The sequence below is a fragment of the uncultured Litoreibacter sp. genome, assembly GCF_947487515.1.
Lineage (GTDB): Bacteria > Pseudomonadota > Alphaproteobacteria > Rhodobacterales > Rhodobacteraceae > Litoreibacter.
The window spans coordinates 259,872-279,456 of sequence record NZ_CANKWO010000002.1 but is presented as its reverse complement, the minus strand read 5'-3'; the positions used below and the strand labels follow the sequence as shown (position 1 = coordinate 279,456).

The following is a 19,585-nucleotide window of genomic DNA, read 5'->3' as shown; positions in this document are numbered from 1 at the left end:
GCGCGGCTTACTTGGCCTGACAAAACAGGTCGTACAGCACATCGAGTATCTGAATGGCGCGCTGATCTGTCAAACTGTAGTAGATGGCCTTGCCGTCACGCCGCGGGGTCACAAGCCCTTCGCTGCGCAACCGTGAAAGCTGTTGGGACACAGCCGCCTGACGGACGGAGAGCAACCTTTCCAACTCGGTGACCGATTTTTCTCCGGTGGCCAAGTGGCAAAGGATCATGAGCCGGCCCTCGTGGCTGATGGCCTTGAGGAAGTTGGAGGCATTGCACGCATTTTCCATCATCCGGTTGATGTCTTCATCGGACATATCTTTGGGGCTGGCGGGCTGGTTCATCGGGCCATCTCTATCGATCACATTTGCACTTTGGTACAAGGCGCAGGCGGTGTTTGGCAATCCAAGTGACCCAGTTGCGTAGCCTCCGGCTTTGGGGGAACCCGAGATGACGCAGTGGCGGCGATCTTATCTTTCCCTCGGGCCAGTCCCACCGACGGGTGAGGGGAGGTGTCAGGCTCTGGTGGCAGCAGATTTGAAGTAGCGTTGCAAAAACTTGGCTGCGAAAATGCCAACAAGTAAAGCGGCTACAAACAGGATGACTTCTGATCGACCGGTGCCAAGTGCGGGAAGTGATCCGCCGGGGCAAAAGCCGGCAATGCCCCAGCCAATCCCGAATAACGCGGATCCGCCAATCAGCGGAAGGTCAAGGTCGCGGCGCGTCGGCACCCTAAAGCTATCCTCAAATGCAGGGGCAGGGCGGCGCAGCACAAAGCGGTAGCCAAGAAATGCTGTGACCAACGCGCCTCCCATGACGAAGATGAGGCTGGGATCCCATGTGCCAGCGATGTCAAAGAAGTTTAGCACTTTCGCTGGGTTCGCCATGCCCGAAATGGAAATACCAATGCCGAAGATCAACCCGACGACGTAGCTTATCAAAAGGCGCATGCTTAGGCTCCCAACACGTGGCGAACCACGTAAACAGTTACGCCAGTGAACAGCATAAAGGTGAGTGTCGCCACGATAGAACGAGAGGACAGTCGCGCCATTCCGCACACTCCGTGGCCCGAAGTGCAGCCGGACCCGAAGGTAACGCCCATGCCGACAATGAAGCCACCGATGATCAACATCAGGGGGGAAACGGGCACCTGAATTTCTGGCAATCGGCCTGTAACGAACATCACGGCCAAGGGGCCGGATATCATGCCGAGTAGCACTGCCGCCCGCCATTTGAAATCCTGTGCGTCCTCAGGCGACAGGAGGCCAGCGAGAATTCCGGTCGCCCCCATAATGCGCCCAAGAGTTGCCATCAAGAGAACGGAGGCAGCACCGATTAAAACGCCGCCGCCCAACGATTGCCAAAGGGTAAATTCTGTTTCCATGTGGTCTTTTTGCGGCCTCAGAGCGGAAAACGGAAGTGACGCGCGAAAAACATATTCCAATTGTTGCAAGTATGACAACCACTGTGCCGCGCGACGGGCAGTCGCAGCGCGCAGATCACGACCGCTCCGACTTGTGGTCGCGGAGCAATGGCCAGCTTGCGGCAGGAGATAAGGTCTACCCGATCACCCTTTGGCGCCTTGCCCACGAGAGTAGATATCCTCTCCGCAGCTTGGGTTGATATGGCTTAGCATCGGTTGGGTGTTCGCAGCGTAAACGGCTTTATCCAGCCCCAGCACATGAAGCGAGGCTTCGGCCATATCGTCTACATGCAAGAATTCGCGGCGCGGGGTGCCGCTGCCCCAAATAACCACCTTTGAGGCGCCGGTCTCGACGGCCTCGTGAAATCTGCGGATCATCGCCGGAAGAACGTGGCTGTTTTCAAGGTGAAAGTTGTCACCAGGGCCGTAGAGATTGGTTGGCATCACCGATCTATAGTCAGTTCCGTGCTGACGATTGTAGCTTTCGCACAGCTTAGTTCCGGCAATTTTGGCAATCGCGTAAGGCTCGTTCGTGGGTTCCAACACGCCCGTGAGTATTGCGTCTTCTGCCGTCGGTTGGGCAACCGCACGCGGGTATATACAGCTGGACCCGAGTAGTAAGAGACTGGTTATCCCCGCTTCATAGGCCTGATGGATAACGTTGCACTCGATCATCAGATTGCTGCAACATCATCCACTGCATGCGGACGTAGTCTTTCGCATGCCCCCAGTCGCGCAGCGCATCGATGTTGCCCATGTACAGACAGCTTTCCAGCCCATGTGCGATATTGACCAGGTCACGAGTGATCTTGCGGGTCACGAAGGTTTCACCGCGACGCGGGCTTTCGTGATTGAACAAGATGCCATTGCACGCATACATGCCGTAGGACTCGCGGTAATTCACCGTAATCCAATATGCATACATCTTGGCCAGTTACGCCGGTGACGAGGGCTTTTTCACAAAAGTATTCCTGATGTCTGTTCTGCTCCAGCTAATGCCACATAGAAGAAGTGAAATCTAGCGAAACTCCACGGGTTGTTTTAGGGGGTATGTGCCGAAGTGAGCAGGGGGGCGAGGTCTCTTTCCTCGGCGGCACGGGCGTGGCAAGGTGCGAAAAATGCACTTAGGGAGACCCAGATGAATTGCGTATTTGTTCAGATCAGATGCAAGCCGGGGCAAGGCTATAAGGTCGCCGAAGATATCGTCCTGAAGGAGTTCCACTCCGAGCTCTATTCGACCTCAGGCGCATTTGACCTGTTGCTGAAAATCTATGTTCCCGAAGCCGAGGACATCGGCAAGTTTATCAATGACAATCTGCTGACGATCTCGGGAATTGAGCGAACGCTAACCACGCTGACCTTCAAGGCGTTCTAACCACTTAAATCGCTAGCGAATGACGGTTGGTTTCGGCTTGATACGCGTCCAGATCCATAGCCAACAGTCGCGATAGGGCGGGTTCGGTTAAGGTGAACGTGTCTGTGGTCATCGTGGTAACGTCCTTATAGCGGCTGTGCAGATCGGCCAAAATGGCGTTGACCTCCGCAGATTTTGTCCCGGTGGTTTCAGCCACCGTTGAGGCATCGACGGCAAAGCGACACATTAGGTCTTCTATAAGTTTGGCGCGCAACCGGTCATCGTCACTCAGGATATGGCCCTTGGAGGTGGCCAGCTTCCCCGAAGAGATCGCGGTCGCGTATTCGCCGGTTCCTGGCGCATTTTGTGCGTAGCCTTGTGGGAAGCGGGAAATGGACGAGGCCCCGATGCCGATAAGAACTTCGGCCTGATCGTCTGTGTAGCCTTGAAAATTGCGCCGCAATGTCCCGTTCAGTGACGCATTCAGCAAGCCGTCACCTGCCCGTGCGAAGTGATCAATGCCAATTGCATCATAGCCAAAACTTCCAAACAGCTGGGACGCGAGATGAAACAAGGCATAGCGCATGGGGCCGTCGGGTAGCTCTGCCTCGGGAATAAGGACCTGACGTTTTGCGGCCCATGGAACATGGGCATACCCATACAAGGCGAGGCGATCCGGTGACAGCTCCAGCGTTTTCGCCACGGTGTCGGTTAAGCTGGTCGCCGTTTGAAATGGTAACCCATACAGAATGTCGAGGTTCAGATTTTGGGCGCCAACATCGCGCAAGGCATCGGCAGCCCATTTGGTTTCGTCAAAACTTTGAATGCGACCGATCGCTGTTTGGACCTTTGGATCAAAGTCCTGAACACCGAGGCTGACGCGGGTCAAGCCAGCGGCCCCCAAAGCTTTCACCTTGCCGGGATCAACCATGGTCGGGTCAACCTCTACAGAAAACTCCGATCCCGTCGACAGGGGGAAATGGTGATCAATTTCTTCGGCCAGTTCAGTGATCATCGCTGGCGGCAAGATGGTCGGAGTGCCTCCGCCCCAATGCAGGCGGCTGAGCTGCACATTCGCCGGCAGGCTGTTCGCTACCATCGCCAATTCTGCCTTGAGCATGTCCAAATACCCGCGCAAAGGAGCGTCGGTTTGAGTGCCTTGCGTACGGCACGCGCAGAACCAGCACAGTCTGCGGCAAAAAGGGATATGGATGTAGAGCGACACCTTCGCCCGCTCTGGCACCTGTTCCAACCAATTCGCCATGGTCTCTGCCCCGACATTTTTGTTGAAATGAGGGGCCGTGGGATAGCTGGTGTATCTTGGCGCCCGAGAAGAAAACAAGCCGTAGCGGCGAAGGGTGTCATGCTGTGTCATACTGACCTAGATGGGCCAATGCCGTGGTGGAAACCTTGATCCTGATCAAGTTCTCGATCATGGTTAGACATGACCCAAGTAGACCTAGCACCCAAAAGCTGTTCCAACTGCCCCATTCGACCCCGAGCAATTTGCTCTCGGTGCACGGATGAGGAACTGAACGAGCTGGATAAAATTAAGTATTACAAGACTTACGCTGCTGGTTCTTCGGTGGTTTTGATGGGCGACCCCATGACATTCGTGGCCTCTGTGGTGGCTGGCGTAGCCACCCTTTCGCGGTCCATGGCTGATGGGCGGATGCAAATGGTAGGTCTGTTGCTTCCGTCCGATTTTATTGGGCGACCAGGGCGCGAAACTGCGTCCTTTGATGTGACGGCTGTATCGGAACTGACCCTGTGTCACTTCCACAAAAAGCCGTTTGAAAAAGTCACTCAGACGACCTCGCATGTGCAAGAACGCCTGATCGAAATCGCGCTAGATGAATTAGACGCCGCGCGGGAATGGATGCTGCTTTTGGGGCGTAAGACTGCCCGTGAAAAGATCGCAAGTTTCCTGCTGATCTGCGCAAGGCGTCTTGGCAGCCGCGAGGGGGAGGGGCTCCGGCTGGAGCTTCCCTTAACCCGTGATGCTATGTCAGATTACCTTGGTTTGACCATTGAAACAGTTAGTCGCCAAATGGCAGCACTGAAGCGCGACGGGGTTTTGGTTCTGGAAGGAACGCGCAAGATCACCATCCCCGATCTAAACCGCCTACTGGATGAGGCAGGCGACGATAGCGATGGGGTCACGCTGGCCTAGGCGTCCGAATTTCAGACATCGTAATGCCAAGATAAATGCGTTCGGCGTATCTGTGTCGTTGCGATTTGACATACATCAAGGTTCACCTTCGAAAACTTGGGCATTTCGGGCCTAACCGAGGCGGGGGGATTCCCTTCACCTGTGGTCTGGAATGAACGGAACGGGTGAAAAATGCTTAATTATATCAAGCTTATACTGCTTGGAGGCGTCATATTGTTTGCCGCGATGGCAGCGAATTGGGCGCATGACATAGCGTATCAAGTCCATGCACTTTTGATCTTTGTGCTTGGGGTTGCGATGTTCATTTGGGTGCTTCGGCATACCGATGAACCTGAGGCGGTGCCGACGGATGGGCCATTGGGCTACATGGATGGGCCGGTTCGCCTTGGCGTCATTGCCACTGCTTTTTGGGGGGTTGTCGGCTTCTTGGTTGGGACGTTCATCGCCTTTCAGTTGGCGTTTCCGGCTTTGAACTTTGAATGGGCGCAGCCCTTTGGCAATTTTGGGCGCCTGCGGCCTTTGCACACCTCGGCAGTGATCTTCGCCTTTGGTGGCAATGGTTTGATTGCGACCTCGTTCTATATTGTTCAGCGCACCTCGGCGCAGCGCCTTTGGGGCGGGAACCTCGCGTGGTTCGTGTTTTGGGGGTACAACCTGTTTATCGTTCTGGCGGCGACGGGCTACCTTTTGGGCGCGACCCAGTCCAAAGAATACGCAGAGCCGGAGTGGTATGTTGATATCTGGCTCACCATCGTTTGGGTCGCTTATCTGGCCGTGTTTCTCGGCACGATCCTGACCCGCAAAGAACGTCACATCTATGTGGCGAACTGGTTCTTCCTATCGTTCATCGTGACCATTGCGATGCTACACCTCGTGAACAACCTGTCGATCCCGGTCTCCATTTGGGGTTCCAAATCGGTTCAGGTGTTCTCTGGTGTGCAAGATGCCATGACGCAGTGGTGGTACGGGCACAACGCGGTGGGCTTCTTCCTGACGGCGGGCTTCCTAGGGATGATGTACTACTTCGTGCCCAAGCAAGCGGGGCGTCCGGTTTATTCCTACAAACTGTCGATCATTCACTTTTGGGCGCTGATTTTCTTGTACATCTGGGCTGGGCCACACCACCTGCATTACACCGCGTTGCCAGACTGGGCGTCGACGCTGGGGATGGTGTTTTCAATCGTGCTTTGGATGCCGTCTTGGGGGGGCATGATCAACGGCCTGATGACGCTGCAAGGCGCTTGGGACAAGCTGCGTACCGATCCGATCATCCGGTTGATGGTGGCTTCGCTGGCCTTCTACGGCATGTCCACCTTCGAAGGCCCGATGATGTCGATCCGCGCGGTGAACTCCCTGTCGCACTACACCGACTGGACGATCGGCCACGTGCATTCCGGCGCTTTGGGGTGGAACGGTATGATCACCTTTGCGGCATTGTACTTCCTGACGCCAAAGCTGTGGGGGCGTGAGAAGATGTATTCGGTCTCGGCCATCAACACACACTTCTGGTTGGCGACAATTGGCATCGTTCTTTACGCGTCGTCGATGTGGGTCAGCGGTATCATGGAAGGCCTGATGTGGCGTGAAGTCGACGCACAAGGCTTCTTGGTGAACAGCTTTGCGGACACCGTAACGGCCAAGTTCCCGATGAATGTGGTGCGCGGCATTGGGGGGATTTTGTACCTCACCGGCGGGCTCATCATGGTTTGGAATATGTGGATGACAATCCGCGGTGGATCTTCTGTGAAGGTCCCCGTCGGCGTCCCTGCGGAATAAGGAGCGGATGAATGACATCTGAAAACACAAACCCGAAGAAACGCCGCAGCTTTCTGGAACGCCACGCAGCCCTAGAGCGCAACGGCACTTTGCTGATGGTCGCGTCGCTGCTTGTGGTCAGCGTGGGCGGGCTCGTTGAGATTGCCCCGCTGTTCTACTTGGAGAACACAATTGAAGATGTGGAGGGCATGCGCCCCTACTCCCCGTTGGAACTTGCTGGCCGCGACATTTATGTGCGGGAAGGCTGCTACGTGTGCCACAGCCAGATGATCCGTCCGATGCGCGATGAAGTGGAGCGGTACGGGCATTACTCCTTGGCTGCAGAGTCGCAATATGACCATCCACACCAATGGGGGTCGAAGCGCACTGGCCCTGATGTGGCCCGTGTGGGGGGGCGCTATTCCGACGAATGGCATGTGGATCACCTGAATGACCCGCAATCCGTTGTCCCTGAATCGGTGATGCCAAAATATGCATTCCTCAATGATGTGAAGCTTGACGGCGAACACATTCAAGCCTTGGTCGAGACGCATCGTTTCGTCGGCGTGCCCTACACCGAGGAGATGGTGGAAGCCGCGCAGAAGGACTTCTTGGCGCAATCCGACCCAGATGCGGATTGGGATGGCCTTCTGGACCGCTATCCAGGTGCGCAAACGCGCAATTTCGACGGGGCCGAAGGCGTGTCCGAGATGGATGCCTTGGTGGCCTATTTGCAAATGCTTGGCACGTTGGTGGATTTCTCCACCTTCACGCCTGATGCATCGCGGTAAGGGGAAAGCAATGGATACCTATTCTTTTTTACGTCAATTGGCGGACAGCTGGGTGCTGCTTGCAATGTTCGCGTTCTTCTTTGGGGTGGTCTGCTGGGCGTTTCGCCCCGGTTCTCGCGCCATGCATGATGACATCAGCCAAGCGCCGTTTCGCAACGAGGCACGTCCCGCCGCGGACACGCCAGACGCCGCACCACTGAAAGGCCAAGACAATGGATGAGCCAAGATATGATGAGGCCACCAAAACCTACACCACCGGCCACTCCTATGATGGGATCGAGGAGCTAAACACCCCGCTTCCGCGTTGGTGGCTTTGGTCTTTGTATATGACGATCGTTTGGGCGGTGATATATTCTATCGCCTACCCAGCGTGGCCCTTGGTGTCCTCCGCCACGGCGGGCTTTCTTGGGTATTCCACCCGCGGCGAAGTTGCGCAAGAGATCGCCCGTGTGGAAGCGGCCAACGCCGAGTTGAACACGCTGTTGGCGAATATTGATCTGACCGTGTTGAAAGACAATGAGCCGCTCCATCAGTTTGCGGTGTCGGCGGGTGCTTCGGTCTTTGCGAACAATTGCTCGCAGTGCCACGGGTCCGGTGCGGCCGGCGCCGTCGGATACCCGAACTTGCTGGATGACGACTGGCTTTGGGGGGGCGACATTGATGCTATTGCGGTTACTGTGCGTCACGGTATCCGTAATGAGCAGGACGAGGATGCCCGCTACTCCGAAATGCCAGCCTTCGGTGACATCCTTGAGGCCGAAGAGATCACGTCAGTGGTGGCCTATGTGCAATCGCTGTCCGGCTTGGACCACAACGCGGAATTGGTCGCACAGGGCAGCGAGCTATTCGCGGACAACTGTAGCGCTTGCCACGGTGAAACCGGCATGGGTGACCGTACACAAGGCGCGCCCAATTTGACAGATTCTGTCTGGCTTTATGGCGGCTCTGATGCGGTGCTGACCGATACAATTACCAACGCACGTTTCGGGGTGATGCCGCCGTGGTCACCGCGTCTGACGGATGCGCAGATCAATGCGGTTTCCGCTTATGTGCACCAAAAGGGTGGCGGCGAGTAGGCCGGCCCCCTTCGATATTCACGCGCCGCTGCATGAAATTTTGTAAGCAGCGTGTGATCCCCGCCCCAAAGTCTCCTGTTCGCGCAATCGACTTTGGGGCGGGTTCATATTTACCGCAGGCTATTTCTTCTTTTTCTTTTGTACGCTGCGGATCAACTTTCCGAGGGCCTTATCCTTGGTGCGTCGCTCTGCAAGTGTTGCGGAGTTGTGCAAATCTTCGGCCACAAGCTTTTGCCAACGCGCTAGACGAGCAGGATCTATGTCCCCGTTCGCCACCGCTGCGGTGACTGCGCATCCGGGCTCTACCGTGTGCTTACAGTCATTGAATTTGCAATGCGTCCCCAACTCGTCCAAGTCAGAGAACATCTCGGCCACACCAGAGGCCGCGTCGGTCAGTTGCAGCTCTCGCATTCCTGGGGTGTCCAGCACCGCACAGCCCGACGCAAGGAAGTACAGATTACGTCTGGTTGTCGTGTGGCGGCCACGTGCGTCATCTTCGCGTACAGCCTGTGTGGTGATTGCCGTATTTCCTGCCAGCGCATTCGTCAGCGTAGATTTCCCCACCCCAGACATCCCAAGAAAGGCGACGGTTTGACCTGGTTTGCACCAAGGCGCGAGCATTGCCTGTGGGGCGTCACTCTTGGCGTTCAGGGCCACCACGGGCACCAATGGGGATAGGGCCTCGGCCGCCGCGATATAGGTGTCGGGGGTGTTGCATTTATCGGTCTTGGTGAGGACGATCACCGGCGACACATCTGCTTCAAAGGCCAGAGCAATAAAGCGCTCCATGCGCGCAACGTTGAAGTCATCATTGCACGACGACACGATGAAGGCGGTGTCCAGATTGGCTGCGATCATTTGAATGCCCAGCGTTTTACCCGGTGCGCGGCGCTTGATCAGGCTTTTGCGTTCCAGCACGGCGCTAGAGGATGGCAGCTCTCGGTTCAAAAGTATCCAGTCGCCAACTGTGGCATCGGGACCATGAGGGATATGCATATCGATCCCGTCCCCGCGGGCCTGAAGCCCGTTGCGGTGAACTTCGGTGACGCGCAGGGGGGGCGTCTCTGTCATCTGCTCAATACTGATCTGTTGGGCGAAAAACGGCTGCCATCCTAGGGCGGCCAATGGCGGCAGCTCTGGCGTCTTTTCCGGCGCGTTGCTGCTGGTTGGTAGGAATTTGGAATAGTCCCGTGTCATTGGTGTTTGCTTTCATGTTCCGGCTTTGGGCAGGGCCCTGCGGTAAATCTGGAGTGTTTCGAAAAGGCGCAAGCATGTGATGACCGTCCATGTACTGGCGGTGTTCTTCAGAGCTTGGCTTTACAGCGGGAGCTTGCGTGCTCCCCACTTTAGCGGGACATAAAATCTCCATGTTGACCGAGGAATAGTACCACGTCGCGGCGCAGCATTCCAGCAAGCCGTTGCGGCGATTGATCTGGGTCAAAGACCCAAGGGCAGATTGGGGGCAATTTGCGGCTGCGAACAGATGAAAATATCCCGGACGATTCTTGGCCATGAGCAACTCAGAGACCCCACCCTCCCTTTATGCCGCGCAGGAACCGATCTTTCCGCGCCGCGTCACAGGCTTTTTTCGCACGTTCAAATGGTGGATTATGGCCGCCACGTTGGGGATTTATTACCTGACACCATGGATCCGATGGGACCGTGGGCCGAACCTGCCGGATCAAGCGGTGCTGATCGATCTGTCTGGGCGTAGGTTCTATTTTTTCTGGATCGAAATTTGGCCGCATGAGTTCTACTTTGTTGCGGGGCTGCTGATCATGGCCGGATTGGGCTTGTTCTTGTTCACCTCTGCGCTGGGGCGCGTGTGGTGCGGATACACATGCCCACAAACCGTGTGGACAGACCTGTTTATCTTGGTGGAACGCTGGATCGAGGGAGATCGCAATGCCCGCGTGCGCCTGTGGCGGGCCAAATGGGATATGCGCAAATGGCGACTTCGGGTCACCAAATGGTTGGTTTGGCTGATGATCGCGATCGCTACCGGCGGGGCGTGGGTGTTCTACTTTACCGATGCGCCGCAATTGGCCGTTGATCTGGCGACTTTCGATGCTCACCCCGTCGCCTATGCCACCATTGCGGTGTTGACCGCGACCACCTTTGTGTTCGGCGGCTTCATGCGCGAGCAGGTCTGCATCTACATGTGCCCATGGCCACGCATCCAAGGTGCGATGATGGATGAGGACACGATCACCGTCGGCTACCGCGAATGGCGAGGAGAGCCGCGCGGCAAAAAGCGTGACGGAACAGCCGGTGACTGCATCGATTGCATGGCTTGCGTGAATGTATGCCCGATGGGAATCGACATCCGTGATGGCCAGCAGATGGAATGCATCACCTGCGCGCTGTGCATTGATGCGTGTGACGACATCATGGTGAAGGTCGGCAAGGAACGCGGTTTGATCGACTATCTCGCGTTGTCCGATGAACCGATAGAGCGCGCAGGCGGCGCGGCCAAGCCGGTCTGGAAACATATTTTGCGCCCTCGGACGCTGGTTTATACATTCCTTTGGTCGACCATCGGATTGGGGCTCATTTTTGCGCTGTTTATCCGTGCGGAGATCGACATGACTGTGTCGCCTATTCGAAACCCCACTTTTGTGACGATGTCTGACGGCTCTATCCGCAATGCGTATGACATCCGGCTGCGCAACAAGCATGGAGATGACCGCGAATTCCACTTGTCGCTGTCATCTGAGGACGTGTTGCGAATTGGGCTCGAAGGTACGGAGCTTGTCAGTGTGGTGGTTCCGGCAAATGAAACCAAGTTGCAGCGGGTCTATGTGACTGCCCGCCGCGAAGATCCAAGTGCCTCGGCGGGGCGTACAGATTTGCGGTTTTGGGTTGAGGATGTGGTCACTGGTGAGCGGGCCTACACCAACTCAGTGTTTAACGGAAAGGAGGCCGCGCAATGAGCAAAGAGCTAAAAGGCATCCATGTCTTCGCCATATTCGCCGTTGGGTTCAGCATTGTAATCGGTGTGAACCTTACGCTGGCCACCCAAGCCGTGCGCACCTTTCCGGGGCTGGAGGTGAAGAACTCATATGTGGCGAGCCAAAGTTTTGATGCACGGCGCGCCGCTCAACTGGCGCTGGGCTGGGATGTGAAGGTGAAATATGTAGGTGGACACCTGCGGTTGATCATCTCGGACGCGGATGGCCCAGTGGAGCCGACGTCGATCTCCTCCACCCTTGGGCGCGCGACCAATGTCAGGCAAGATCAGTCGCCTGATTTCAAATTTGATGGCACAGCCCATGTGGCAGCAGCCGATCTGGAGGCAGGAAACTGGAACCTGCGTTTGAAAGCCATAGCGAAGGACGGCACAATTTTTGAACAGCGGGTCCCGTTCGTGGTGGCAAGATGAGCGTGATGAGTTGTCCAGGTTGCGCGGGAACCCCCCTTGCGCAAGAAGTTGCACGCAACACTCCTGCGGCCTACGCTGGGGATACGGTGTCTGTGTCGTTGCCCGAAATTCACTGTGCAACATGTGTGTCCGGTGTGGAGCGTGGTTTGTCCAAGTTGCCAGATGTGCTGGAGGCCCGTGTGAACCTCAGCCTCAAGCGCGTCACGATAAAAACACGAGGCGACGCGGATGAAGACGGCTTGATCAATGCTTTGCTGGGCTTGGGGTTTGAGGCATTGCCGCTGGATGCGGCCACTTTGCGTGCGGGCGAAGGAGATGCCGTCGGGCGTGGGCTTTTGTTGCGACTGGCTGTGGCCGGCTTTGCGATGATGAATGTGATGATCCTGTCGGTGGCTATCTGGGCTGGGGCGGCCGATGCGACGCGCCAGATGTTTCACTGGATTTCGGCGATCATCGCCTTGCCCGCTGTGGCTTTTGCCGCGCGACCGTTCTTTGCTTCGGCCATTTCGGTGCTGCGTGTCGGGCGCGTCAATATGGAGGTGCCGATTTCCTTGGCGGTCCTTTTGGCCAGCGGGTTGTCGTTGTTTGAAACCATGGCGGGCGGCGAAAACGCATATTTTGATGCGGCTCTATCGTTGACGTTTTTCTTGCTGATTGGCCGATATCTGGATCACCGAACCCGCGCGGCTGCGCGATCTGCGGCGCAAGAGCTGGCCGCGTTGGAAGTGCCGTCTGCCACATGTATCCGCGAAGGTGCGCCTGTTCGCCTGAAGGCTGCCGACATCATTGTGGGTGATCTGGTTCAGGTACCTGCGGGGGGGCGGATACCGGTTGACGGTGTAATTGACACGGGGCGTACCCAGCTGGACAGGTCTTTATTGACGGGGGAAAGCATGCCCATCGCCGCGCAGGTTGGCAGCAAAGTTGTGTCTGGCGAGGTGAACCTGTCAAACCCTCTGGTGGTGCGTGCGACTGCGGTTGGGCAAGACACCACGCTGCACCGCATGGCGCAAATGGTTGCAGCCGCGGAAAGCGGGCGGTCACATTACACACCTGTGGCTGACAGGGCCGCGCAGCTATACGCGCCTTTGGTACACGGCGTCGCGGCATTGGCATTTGTTGGCTGGTTTGCTGCAACAGGGGACGTGCGATACGCGCTTAATATTGCGATTGCGACGCTGATTATCACCTGCCCCTGTGCACTTGGTTTGGCTGTGCCAGCGGTGACGACAGCTGCGTCGGGCAACTTGTTTCGCAAAGGGTTGTTGATCAAGTCGGCAACGGCTTTGGAGCGTTTGGCCGAAGTCGACACCGTGGTTTTCGACAAGACCGGCACGCTGACTGACGGCACCCCCATCTTGCAAGATTTGCAAGCGTTGTCGCCACAAGATCGCGGCGTGGTGCTTGCGTTAAGCCAATCCTCCGATCATCCGGTTTCGCGCTTGTTGGCCTCAGCACTGGAGGGGATGCAGGTAGTTCCGACGGTGCTAAGCGACATCCGTGAGATCGCGGGCAAAGGTGTATGTGGCCAAGACGGCGTCACGCGGGTTCACTTGGGCAAATCCAGCACGTCAAATGGCGGCACGATGTTTCAACGAGACGGCTTTGCCGAGCAACCGTTGCGTATTGACGAGTCTTTGCGTGGCGGGGCACAGGAGCTGGTGGCTGCTTTGCAGTCCAAGGGAATGGGCGTTGAGTTGTTGTCCGGTGATACAGAGTTCGCGGCGGCCAAAACCGGCGCGCGACTAGGGGTAGAACAAGCTTGGGGCGGCCTGACACCGGCTGATAAAATTGCCCGACTCGCGGAGCTTCAGGATCAAGGAAAGCACGTCTTGATGGTCGGTGACGGATTGAACGATATGGGGGCCATGGCGCAAGCTTTTGTATCGATCTCTCCGGCGTCGGGGGTCGACGCCACACGCGCATCGTCTGATATTGTTTTGCTGGGCCGCTCTTTGGCACCGGTCAAGGATGCGCTGAAAGTCTCTCGCCGCGCGCGTGCGCGTATCCGCGAAAACTTTGCAATTGCTGTTTGCTATAACGCGGTTGCGGTGCCATTGGCCGTCTTGGGGTTTGCCAGCCCGTTGATGGCTGCTTTGGCGATGTCCAGCTCGTCTATCCTTGTGATCCTGAACGCGCTAAGGGTGCGGGTATGAATGTTCTCGTTGTTCTAATTCCGGTATCTTTGATCCTTGGCGGGTGCGGGATCGCGGCGTTCTTGTGGACCGTGCGCCATAATCAATACGAAGACATTGAAGGCGATGCTGCACGCATTTTGTTCGACGATGATGGGCCCAAGTCGTAGCGCTTCCTCAATCGATAGATACGGCATCTTGAAATGCCCAACGCTTGAGCTCTTGGTTAAATATTGGTCGCACAGAATTGATCTCTGTATCTTGCTTCAGCCGCACATCGAGGTGTTTGACGCTCTGTTCCGTTATCGATAACAGAGGAGGCCAGACGGAGGAGAAATTGCAATGTCGAAATCAGAAATTGGCCTAATCGGACTTGGAACGATGGGGGCGATGCTCTCTCTCAATATTGCGGAGAAAGGCTTTGCGATTTCGGTATTCAATCGCACTTCCTCGCGCACGTCGGAGTTTCATGCGCAGGCGGGTGTGTTGGCGGATCGCATCACACCTTGTGACAGCCTTGAAGCCCTTGTGGCCTCTATCGCAGAACCACGAGCCATCATTTTGATGGTTCCTGCCGGTGCTCCGGTGGATGAACAAATTGCGGCTTTGCGTCCTCTTTTGGGGAAGGACGATCTTATCATTGATGCAGGAAACGCGAATTTTCGCGATACCGAAACGCGTGCGGCCAAGGCCGAAGCTGACGGGGTGCCTTTCTTGGGGATTGGTGTTTCGGGGGGCGAAGAAGGGGCGCGTCATGGTCCATCCATCATGGGCGGCGGACGCAAGCAGGCATGGGACCAAGTTGGCCATATCCTGACAGCAATTTCGGCGGATTATGAAGGAACATCTTGTACCACTTGGATGGGGCAAGGGGGCTCTGGCCACTTCGTAAAGGCGGTTCACAACGGGATCGAATACGCCGATATGCAAATGATCGCGGAGGTCTACGGTATCATGCGTGACGGTCAGGGCGCCGATGCTGCGACTTGCGCCGAGACGTTCAAGGCGTGGAATGCCGGACCACTTAAATCCTACCTTGTGGAGATTTCCGGCGAGGTTTCAGCAGCCACTGATGCCGACACGGGCAGCGCGGTATTGGACATCATTTTGGATCGCGCGGGCCAGAAGGGAACAGGGCGCTGGACAGTAATCGAGGCGCAACATTTAGGCGCACCAATTCCTGTGATCGAGGCGGCGGTTGCTGCGCGCAATCTTTCCGCGATGAAGACCGAACGCGAGCGCGGCGAAGCCACCTTCGGCGCGGCTCCGGTGGCTTTGAAATCCGATGCGCTTAGTGTTGGGGAGCTGGAACAAGCTTTGATCGCGGGCAAAATCATGTGCTACGCGCAGGGCTTCCATTTGCTGAACGCTGCCAGCACCGAATTTGGCTGGGATTTGCCAATGCCAGAGGTCGCACGCGTTTGGCGGGAGGGCTGCATCATCCGATCAACCATGCTCAATGACATGGCCGAGGCGCTGACCGCTGCCCCGCAAGACAATCTGATGTTCGCGCCGTTCTTCGCCAAGCTTGTTGAGGACAACATGCCCGCATTGCGCAAGGTTGTCGCCACGGCGATTTCGCACGGATTGCAGGTGCCTGCATTGGCAGCGGGCCTTGGGTATTATGACGCGATGCGCACTGGGCGCTCCACCGCCAACATGATCCAAGCGCAGCGGGACTTTTTCGGCGCGCACAGCTTTGAACGCACCGATAAAGACGGCGCGCATCACGGGCCTTGGGGGGCCTAGCGCGCCAGTTTTTTGACTTCACTGTGGCGCGGGCAGGTGACGAGATGATCGTTCACCATCCCGCAGGCCTGTGCAAAGGCGTAGACGATCGTCGGGCCACAAAAACGGAACCCTTCCTTCTTCAGATCTTTGGAGATTTGGGTGCTCAACGGAGTGAATCCAGGTATCTCTTTGAGGGAGGTAAATTCGTTTTGTAGCGGCTTGCCGTCGAAGTAATTCCAAAGATAGGTGTCAAAGCCTTCGCGTTGTTCAATACGTTGCCATGCACGCGCGTTTCCAATCGTCGCCTCGATCTTGCCGCGGTGGCGTACGATACCTGCATTTTGCAACAATCGATCCACCTCTGTTTCGCCCCAACCAGCAATAATATTTGGGTCAAAGTCGGCAAAAGCTTCGCGAAATGCGTCGCGCTTTTTTAGAATTGTGATCCAGCTGAGACCGGCTTGAAAACCGTCCAATATGAGTTTCTCCCAAAGCGCCCTGCTGTCATATTCTGGCACGCCCCATTCTGTGTCGTGATAATTGACATAAATTTCTTCCGATCCGCACCAGTCACAACGTTCGTTCATGAATTTTACCTATATTTCAATAGTTTGAAGTGTTGAATCTTTGTTTACCCTAATTGGAACAAAATTGGAACGTTAACTCGCGTTTAAGGCGCATTCCTCTAGGTTTCAGGAGACCTAAACCGAAGTAGATTTGTGATGCCATATAGCCAAAATGCCTCCGGCAGCCCGCTGTCCGCCGCAATAGCACAACGGGACGTTCACGTGCTGGAAATGGTGCGAATGGCCTTGAGAAAAAAGGATGTTCTGTTGGCGTATCAGCCAATTGTGCAAGCCAAAAATGCCGGTCGTGCGGCCTTCTATGAAGGGCTTATACGTGTGTTGGATGAAACCGGACGGATCATCCCCGCAAAAGAGTTCATCGAAACCATCGAGGCCCGAGAAGAAGGTCGAATGATCGATGTGTTGGCGGTTGAATTGGGCTTGGCCAGCCTTGCGCAATCGCCAAGCCTGCGGCTGTCTATCAACATGTCGCCCCGATCCATTGGCAACCCTCAGTGGGAATTGGCGATGGAGCGGGGCTTGCTTCACGACCCAACAATTGCAGAACGCTTGATTATCGAGATTACCGAATCGTCAGCTTTGCTCATGCCGGATGTCGTAGCGGATTTCATGACACGTATGCAGCGCAAGGGAATTTCGTTTGCCCTTGATGACTTCGGCGCCGGATATACCGCCTTCCGACATTTCAAGGATCTGTACTTCGATATTGTGAAAATCGACACCAGTTTTACGCAAAACATCGATGTGGACACTGACAATCAGGTGCTGATGCAGGCGCTGGTTTCTATCGCGCAGCAATTCGACATGTTCACCGTGGCAGAGGGTGTCGAACGCCCACAAGAGGCAGACTACCTGTCAGAAATTGGTATTGATTGCCTTCAAGGGTACCTGTTTGGCGTGCCATCCGTATCGAAACCTTGGGATTTACCGATTGCTGGCCGACAAAAGTCTGGTGGCTGATAAAGTTTACCTGCGGCCCATCGATTTCTAGGCTGCCCTATTGTCATCTTTTCCAATGTGAGACACCCTGTCCAATCGTAAGCCCATCGTAAGCCAGATAAAGGCTTCGATATACACGGTCGGTGAAATCCAGTGCTCTGGGCCGCAGAGACACGCTGATCGCAAGAAAGGAATGTCCATGACCAATGTTGTAATAGCTTCCGCTGCACGTACAGGTGTCGGTAGCTTTCTCGGCTCTTTTGCCAATACTCCTGCTCACGATCTGGGCGCCGCCGTGATCGAAGCTGTTGTCGAGCGTGCGGGCGTCGACAAAACTGATGTGTCAGAAACCATCATGGGACAAGTTCTGACTGCGGGGCAGGGCCAAAACCCTGCGCGCCAAGCACATATCAACGCAGGCTTGCCGAAAGAAGCCTCCGCTTGGGGAATAAACCAAGTGTGTGGTTCGGGGCTTCGCGCTGTCGCTCTTGGGGCCCAGCATATCATGCTTGGGGATGCCTCGATTGTTGTCGCTGGCGGTCAGGAAAACATGTCCATGAGCACCCATGTCGCCAATCTGCGCCAAGGCCAGAAAATGGGCGACATGAAGTATATCGACAGCATGATCCGCGATGGTTTGTGGGATGCCTTCAACGGATACCACATGGGGCAAACCGCAGAAAACGTCGCGGACCAATGGCAAATTAGCCGTGAGATGCAGGACGAGTTTGCAGTTGCATCGCAGAACAAAGCAGAGGCGGCCCAAAAGGCGGGAAAATTCGCTGATGAAATCGCGGCCTTCACCATTAAAACCCGTAAGGGTGACGTGACGATGGACAGCGATGAATACATCCGTCACGGCGCGACGATGGAAGCGATGGCGAAGTTGCGTCCGGCGTTCACCAAAGAGGGATCCGTCACGGCTGCGAATGCCTCCGGTTTGAACGATGGCGCGGCGGCGACACTGCTGATGAGCGCGGAGAACGCCGAGAAACGTGGCCTGCAGCCCTTGGCGCGGATTGTGAGCTACGCAACCGCCGGTTTGGACCCGACCATTATGGGTGTGGGTCCAATCTACGCGTCTCGCAAGGCCTTGGAAAAGGCGGGCTGGAAGGCGTCCGATCTGGATTTGGTGGAAGCCAATGAGGCATTTGCCGCCCAAGCTTGCGCTGTAAACAAGGACATGGGCTGGGATCCTGAAATTGTAAACGTCAACGGGGGCGCGATCGCGATTGGTCACCCGATTGGTGCTTCAGGTTGCCGAGTGCTGAACACGTTGTTGTTTGAAATGCAGCGTCGTGACGCGAAGAAAGGCCTTGCGACTTTGTGCATTGGCGGCGGCATGGGTGTCGCTGTTTGCGTAGAGCGCGACTGATAGATCGAATAGGGTTGCGCACGAAAGTTGCGCAACCTATACAAAATTTGACAGATAATTATTTTACCGATTCAGGAGGAATCACCATGTCTCGTGTTGCACTTGTTACCGGCGGATCGCGCGGAATTGGCGCTGCTATTTCAAAGGCGCTGCAAGCCGCCGGGTATTCCGTTGCTGCAACTTATGCTGGGAACGACGAGAAAGCCGCGGCGTTTACCGCGGAAACTGGGATCAAGACTTATAAGTGGGATGTCGCAGATTATGAGGCCTGTGCAGCCGGTATTGCGCAGGTCGAAGCCGATCTGGGACCGGTTGAAGTTTTGGTTAACAACGCAGGCATCACGCGGGATGCTCCATTCCACAAAATGACACCGCAGCAATGGTCGGAGGTGATGAACACCAATCTTTCCGGCGTGTTCAACATGACCCACCCAATTTGGCCGGGCATGCGCGAACGTAAATTTGGTCGGGTTATCACCATCAGTTCGATCAACGGTCAAAAGGGGCAATTCGCCCAGACCAACTATGCCGCCGCGAAAGCCGGTGACATTGGGTTCACAAAGGCCTTGGCGCAAGAAGGGGCACGTGCGGGTATCACCGTAAATGTCATCTGCCCAGGGTACATCAACACGGAGATGATGAGCACAATTCCCGAAAAGGTGATGAACGACGTAATCCTTCCCCAAATTCCGGTAGGGCGTTTGGGCGAACCCGAAGAGATTGCCCGCGCGGTAGTGTTCTTGGCTTCGGATGACGCAGGCTTCGTTACCGGATCGACCATTTCTGCAAATGGTGGGCAATACATGGCTTAGGCCGAAGAAAATTTCCCAGACGGGGCCGGTGCAGTGATGCGCCGGCCTTTTTT

The 19,585-nt window shown here is 55.9% G+C and carries 20 protein-coding genes and 2 pseudogenes; 14 read left to right on the top strand and 8 right to left on the bottom strand.

What is annotated here, in order from left to right:
• Window positions 1-7 precede the first annotated feature (7 nt).
• The 5 genes and pseudogenes from Q0746_RS06955 to Q0746_RS06935 form a co-directional block, all read right to left on the bottom strand.
• A complete protein-coding gene (locus Q0746_RS06955) occupies window positions 8-343 on the bottom strand; it encodes a metalloregulator ArsR/SmtB family transcription factor (RefSeq protein WP_298258623.1) in 336 nt (111 codons plus the stop codon).
• Between the two features lie 171 nt (window positions 344-514).
• On the bottom strand, window positions 515-949 hold the full coding sequence (locus tag Q0746_RS06950; protein WP_298258621.1) for a DUF6691 family protein: 435 nt from the start codon (window positions 947-949) through the stop codon (window positions 515-517).
• Window positions 950-951: 2 nt separating this feature from the next.
• Entirely contained in the window at window positions 952-1,383 is a 432-nt protein-coding gene (locus Q0746_RS06945; protein ID WP_298258619.1) for a YeeE/YedE family protein, read from the bottom strand.
• Between the two features lie 234 nt (window positions 1,384-1,617).
• Window positions 1,618-2,103, bottom strand: a pseudogene (locus Q0746_RS06940) (NAD-dependent epimerase/dehydratase family protein); the annotation flags it as partial.
• A pseudogene (locus Q0746_RS06935) lies at window positions 2,102-2,356 on the bottom strand (GDP-mannose 4,6-dehydratase); the annotation flags it as partial. The pseudogenes Q0746_RS06940 and Q0746_RS06935, both read right to left, overlap by 2 nt.
• Before the next feature lie 204 nt (window positions 2,357-2,560).
• Between Q0746_RS06935 and Q0746_RS06930 the strand changes: the two are divergent.
• Entirely contained in the window at window positions 2,561-2,797 is a 237-nt protein-coding gene (locus tag Q0746_RS06930) for an Lrp/AsnC ligand binding domain-containing protein (RefSeq protein WP_298258617.1), read from the top strand.
• 4 nt (window positions 2,798-2,801) lie between these two features.
• On the opposite strand, the gene hemN is transcribed toward Q0746_RS06930, so the two are convergent.
• Complete coding sequence (hemN, locus tag Q0746_RS06925) at window positions 2,802-4,151, bottom strand: oxygen-independent coproporphyrinogen III oxidase (RefSeq protein WP_298258615.1); 1,350 nt, start codon at window positions 4,149-4,151, stop codon at window positions 2,802-2,804.
• Window positions 4,152-4,220: 69 nt separating this feature from the next.
• On the opposite strand from hemN, the gene fnrL reads away from it, so the two are divergent.
• The 5 genes from fnrL to ccoP all read left to right on the top strand — a co-directional run bounded on the left by fnrL (window position 4,221) and on the right by ccoP (window position 8,571).
• On the top strand, window positions 4,221-4,949 hold the full coding sequence (gene fnrL / locus Q0746_RS06920) for a transcriptional regulator FnrL (RefSeq protein ID WP_298258613.1): 729 nt from the start codon (window positions 4,221-4,223) through the stop codon (window positions 4,947-4,949).
• Window positions 4,950-5,120: 171 nt separating this feature from the next.
• A complete protein-coding gene (ccoN, locus tag Q0746_RS06915; protein WP_298258611.1) occupies window positions 5,121-6,725 on the top strand; it encodes a cytochrome-c oxidase, cbb3-type subunit I in 1,605 nt (534 codons plus the stop codon).
• A gap of 11 nt (window positions 6,726-6,736) precedes the next feature.
• Window positions 6,737-7,495 (top strand): cytochrome-c oxidase, cbb3-type subunit II, encoded by a 759-nt coding sequence (gene ccoO, locus Q0746_RS06910; RefSeq protein ID WP_298258608.1) that lies wholly within the window; start codon window positions 6,737-6,739, stop codon window positions 7,493-7,495.
• Window positions 7,496-7,505: 10 nt separating this feature from the next.
• Window positions 7,506-7,715: a cbb3-type cytochrome c oxidase subunit 3 gene (locus Q0746_RS06905; protein WP_298258606.1), complete on the top strand. Its 210-nt coding sequence runs from the start codon at window positions 7,506-7,508 to the stop codon at window positions 7,713-7,715.
• Window positions 7,708-8,571: a cytochrome-c oxidase, cbb3-type subunit III gene (gene ccoP / locus Q0746_RS06900; RefSeq protein ID WP_298258604.1), complete on the top strand. Its 864-nt coding sequence runs from the start codon at window positions 7,708-7,710 to the stop codon at window positions 8,569-8,571. Before Q0746_RS06905 ends, ccoP begins: the two co-directional genes overlap by 8 nt.
• A gap of 120 nt (window positions 8,572-8,691) precedes the next feature.
• On the opposite strand, the gene rsgA is transcribed toward ccoP, so the two are convergent.
• Window positions 8,692-9,768, bottom strand: coding sequence for a ribosome small subunit-dependent GTPase A (gene rsgA / locus Q0746_RS06895; protein WP_298258602.1), 1,077 nt, complete (start codon window positions 9,766-9,768; stop codon window positions 8,692-8,694).
• 314 nt (window positions 9,769-10,082) lie between these two features.
• Here rsgA and ccoG point away from each other — a divergent pair, with 314 nt between their 5' ends.
• The 5 genes from ccoG to gndA all read left to right on the top strand — a co-directional run bounded on the left by ccoG (window position 10,083) and on the right by gndA (window position 15,837).
• Window positions 10,083-11,504 carry a cytochrome c oxidase accessory protein CcoG gene (gene ccoG / locus Q0746_RS06890; protein ID WP_298258600.1) on the top strand — a complete coding sequence of 474 codons (1,422 nt, stop codon included), beginning with the start codon at window positions 10,083-10,085 and terminating at the stop codon, window positions 11,502-11,504.
• Window positions 11,501-11,953, top strand: a complete 453-nt coding sequence (locus Q0746_RS06885) for a FixH family protein (protein ID WP_298258598.1) — start codon at window positions 11,501-11,503, stop codon at window positions 11,951-11,953. Before ccoG ends, Q0746_RS06885 begins: the two co-directional genes overlap by 4 nt.
• Window positions 11,954-11,958: 5 nt before the next feature.
• The gene (locus tag Q0746_RS06880; RefSeq protein WP_298258596.1) at window positions 11,959-14,109 is read left to right on the top strand and encodes a heavy metal translocating P-type ATPase; all 2,151 of its coding nucleotides are present in this window, start codon (window positions 11,959-11,961) and stop codon (window positions 14,107-14,109) included.
• Complete coding sequence (gene ccoS / locus Q0746_RS06875; protein WP_298258594.1) at window positions 14,106-14,258, top strand: cbb3-type cytochrome oxidase assembly protein CcoS; 153 nt, start codon at window positions 14,106-14,108, stop codon at window positions 14,256-14,258. Before Q0746_RS06880 ends, ccoS begins: the two co-directional genes overlap by 4 nt.
• A gap of 172 nt (window positions 14,259-14,430) precedes the next feature.
• Window positions 14,431-15,837, top strand: coding sequence for an NADP-dependent phosphogluconate dehydrogenase (gene gndA / locus Q0746_RS06870; protein WP_298258592.1), 1,407 nt, complete (start codon window positions 14,431-14,433; stop codon window positions 15,835-15,837).
• Here gndA and Q0746_RS06865 read toward each other — a convergent pair.
• Window positions 15,834-16,406 carry a DNA-3-methyladenine glycosylase I gene (locus Q0746_RS06865; RefSeq protein WP_298258590.1) on the bottom strand — a complete coding sequence of 191 codons (573 nt, stop codon included), beginning with the start codon at window positions 16,404-16,406 and terminating at the stop codon, window positions 15,834-15,836. The genes gndA and Q0746_RS06865 overlap by 4 nt on opposite strands.
• 135 nt (window positions 16,407-16,541) lie before the next feature.
• Here Q0746_RS06865 and Q0746_RS06860 point away from each other — a divergent pair, with 135 nt between their 5' ends.
• The 3 genes from Q0746_RS06860 to phbB all read left to right on the top strand — a co-directional run bounded on the left by Q0746_RS06860 (window position 16,542) and on the right by phbB (window position 19,532).
• Window positions 16,542-17,366: an EAL domain-containing protein gene (locus tag Q0746_RS06860; protein WP_298258588.1), complete on the top strand. Its 825-nt coding sequence runs from the start codon at window positions 16,542-16,544 to the stop codon at window positions 17,364-17,366.
• A gap of 178 nt (window positions 17,367-17,544) precedes the next feature.
• Window positions 17,545-18,720 (top strand): acetyl-CoA C-acetyltransferase, encoded by a 1,176-nt coding sequence (locus Q0746_RS06855; protein WP_298258586.1) that lies wholly within the window; start codon window positions 17,545-17,547, stop codon window positions 18,718-18,720.
• Window positions 18,721-18,806: 86 nt separating this feature from the next.
• Window positions 18,807-19,532 (top strand): acetoacetyl-CoA reductase, encoded by a 726-nt coding sequence (gene phbB, locus Q0746_RS06850; RefSeq protein ID WP_298258585.1) that lies wholly within the window; start codon window positions 18,807-18,809, stop codon window positions 19,530-19,532.
• Window positions 19,533-19,585 lie beyond the last annotated feature (53 nt).

Coding starts and splice junctions, on each gene's coding strand:
- Q0746_RS06955 (WP_298258623.1), bottom strand. CDS start 343: ATGAACCAGCCCGCCAGCCCCAAAGATATGTCCGATGAAGACATCAAC.
- Q0746_RS06950 (WP_298258621.1), bottom strand. CDS start 949: ATGCGCCTTTTGATAAGCTACGTCGTCGGGTTGATCTTCGGCATTGGT.
- Q0746_RS06945 (WP_298258619.1), bottom strand. CDS start 1,383: ATGGAAACAGAATTTACCCTTTGGCAATCGTTGGGCGGCGGCGTTTTA.
- Q0746_RS06930 (WP_298258617.1), top strand. CDS start 2,561: ATGAATTGCGTATTTGTTCAGATCAGATGCAAGCCGGGGCAAGGCTAT.
- hemN (WP_298258615.1), bottom strand. CDS start 4,151: ATGACACAGCATGACACCCTTCGCCGCTACGGCTTGTTTTCTTCTCGG.
- fnrL (WP_298258613.1), top strand. CDS start 4,221: ATGACCCAAGTAGACCTAGCACCCAAAAGCTGTTCCAACTGCCCCATT.
- ccoN (WP_298258611.1), top strand. CDS start 5,121: ATGCTTAATTATATCAAGCTTATACTGCTTGGAGGCGTCATATTGTTT.
- ccoO (WP_298258608.1), top strand. CDS start 6,737: ATGACATCTGAAAACACAAACCCGAAGAAACGCCGCAGCTTTCTGGAA.
- Q0746_RS06905 (WP_298258606.1), top strand. CDS start 7,506: ATGGATACCTATTCTTTTTTACGTCAATTGGCGGACAGCTGGGTGCTG.
- ccoP (WP_298258604.1), top strand. CDS start 7,708: ATGGATGAGCCAAGATATGATGAGGCCACCAAAACCTACACCACCGGC.
- rsgA (WP_298258602.1), bottom strand. CDS start 9,768: ATGACACGGGACTATTCCAAATTCCTACCAACCAGCAGCAACGCGCCG.
- ccoG (WP_298258600.1), top strand. CDS start 10,083: ATGAGCAACTCAGAGACCCCACCCTCCCTTTATGCCGCGCAGGAACCG.
- Q0746_RS06885 (WP_298258598.1), top strand. CDS start 11,501: ATGAGCAAAGAGCTAAAAGGCATCCATGTCTTCGCCATATTCGCCGTT.
- Q0746_RS06880 (WP_298258596.1), top strand. CDS start 11,959: ATGAGTTGTCCAGGTTGCGCGGGAACCCCCCTTGCGCAAGAAGTTGCA.
- ccoS (WP_298258594.1), top strand. CDS start 14,106: ATGAATGTTCTCGTTGTTCTAATTCCGGTATCTTTGATCCTTGGCGGG.
- gndA (WP_298258592.1), top strand. CDS start 14,431: ATGTCGAAATCAGAAATTGGCCTAATCGGACTTGGAACGATGGGGGCG.
- Q0746_RS06865 (WP_298258590.1), bottom strand. CDS start 16,406: ATGAACGAACGTTGTGACTGGTGCGGATCGGAAGAAATTTATGTCAAT.
- Q0746_RS06860 (WP_298258588.1), top strand. CDS start 16,542: ATGCCATATAGCCAAAATGCCTCCGGCAGCCCGCTGTCCGCCGCAATA.
- Q0746_RS06855 (WP_298258586.1), top strand. CDS start 17,545: ATGACCAATGTTGTAATAGCTTCCGCTGCACGTACAGGTGTCGGTAGC.
- phbB (WP_298258585.1), top strand. CDS start 18,807: ATGTCTCGTGTTGCACTTGTTACCGGCGGATCGCGCGGAATTGGCGCT.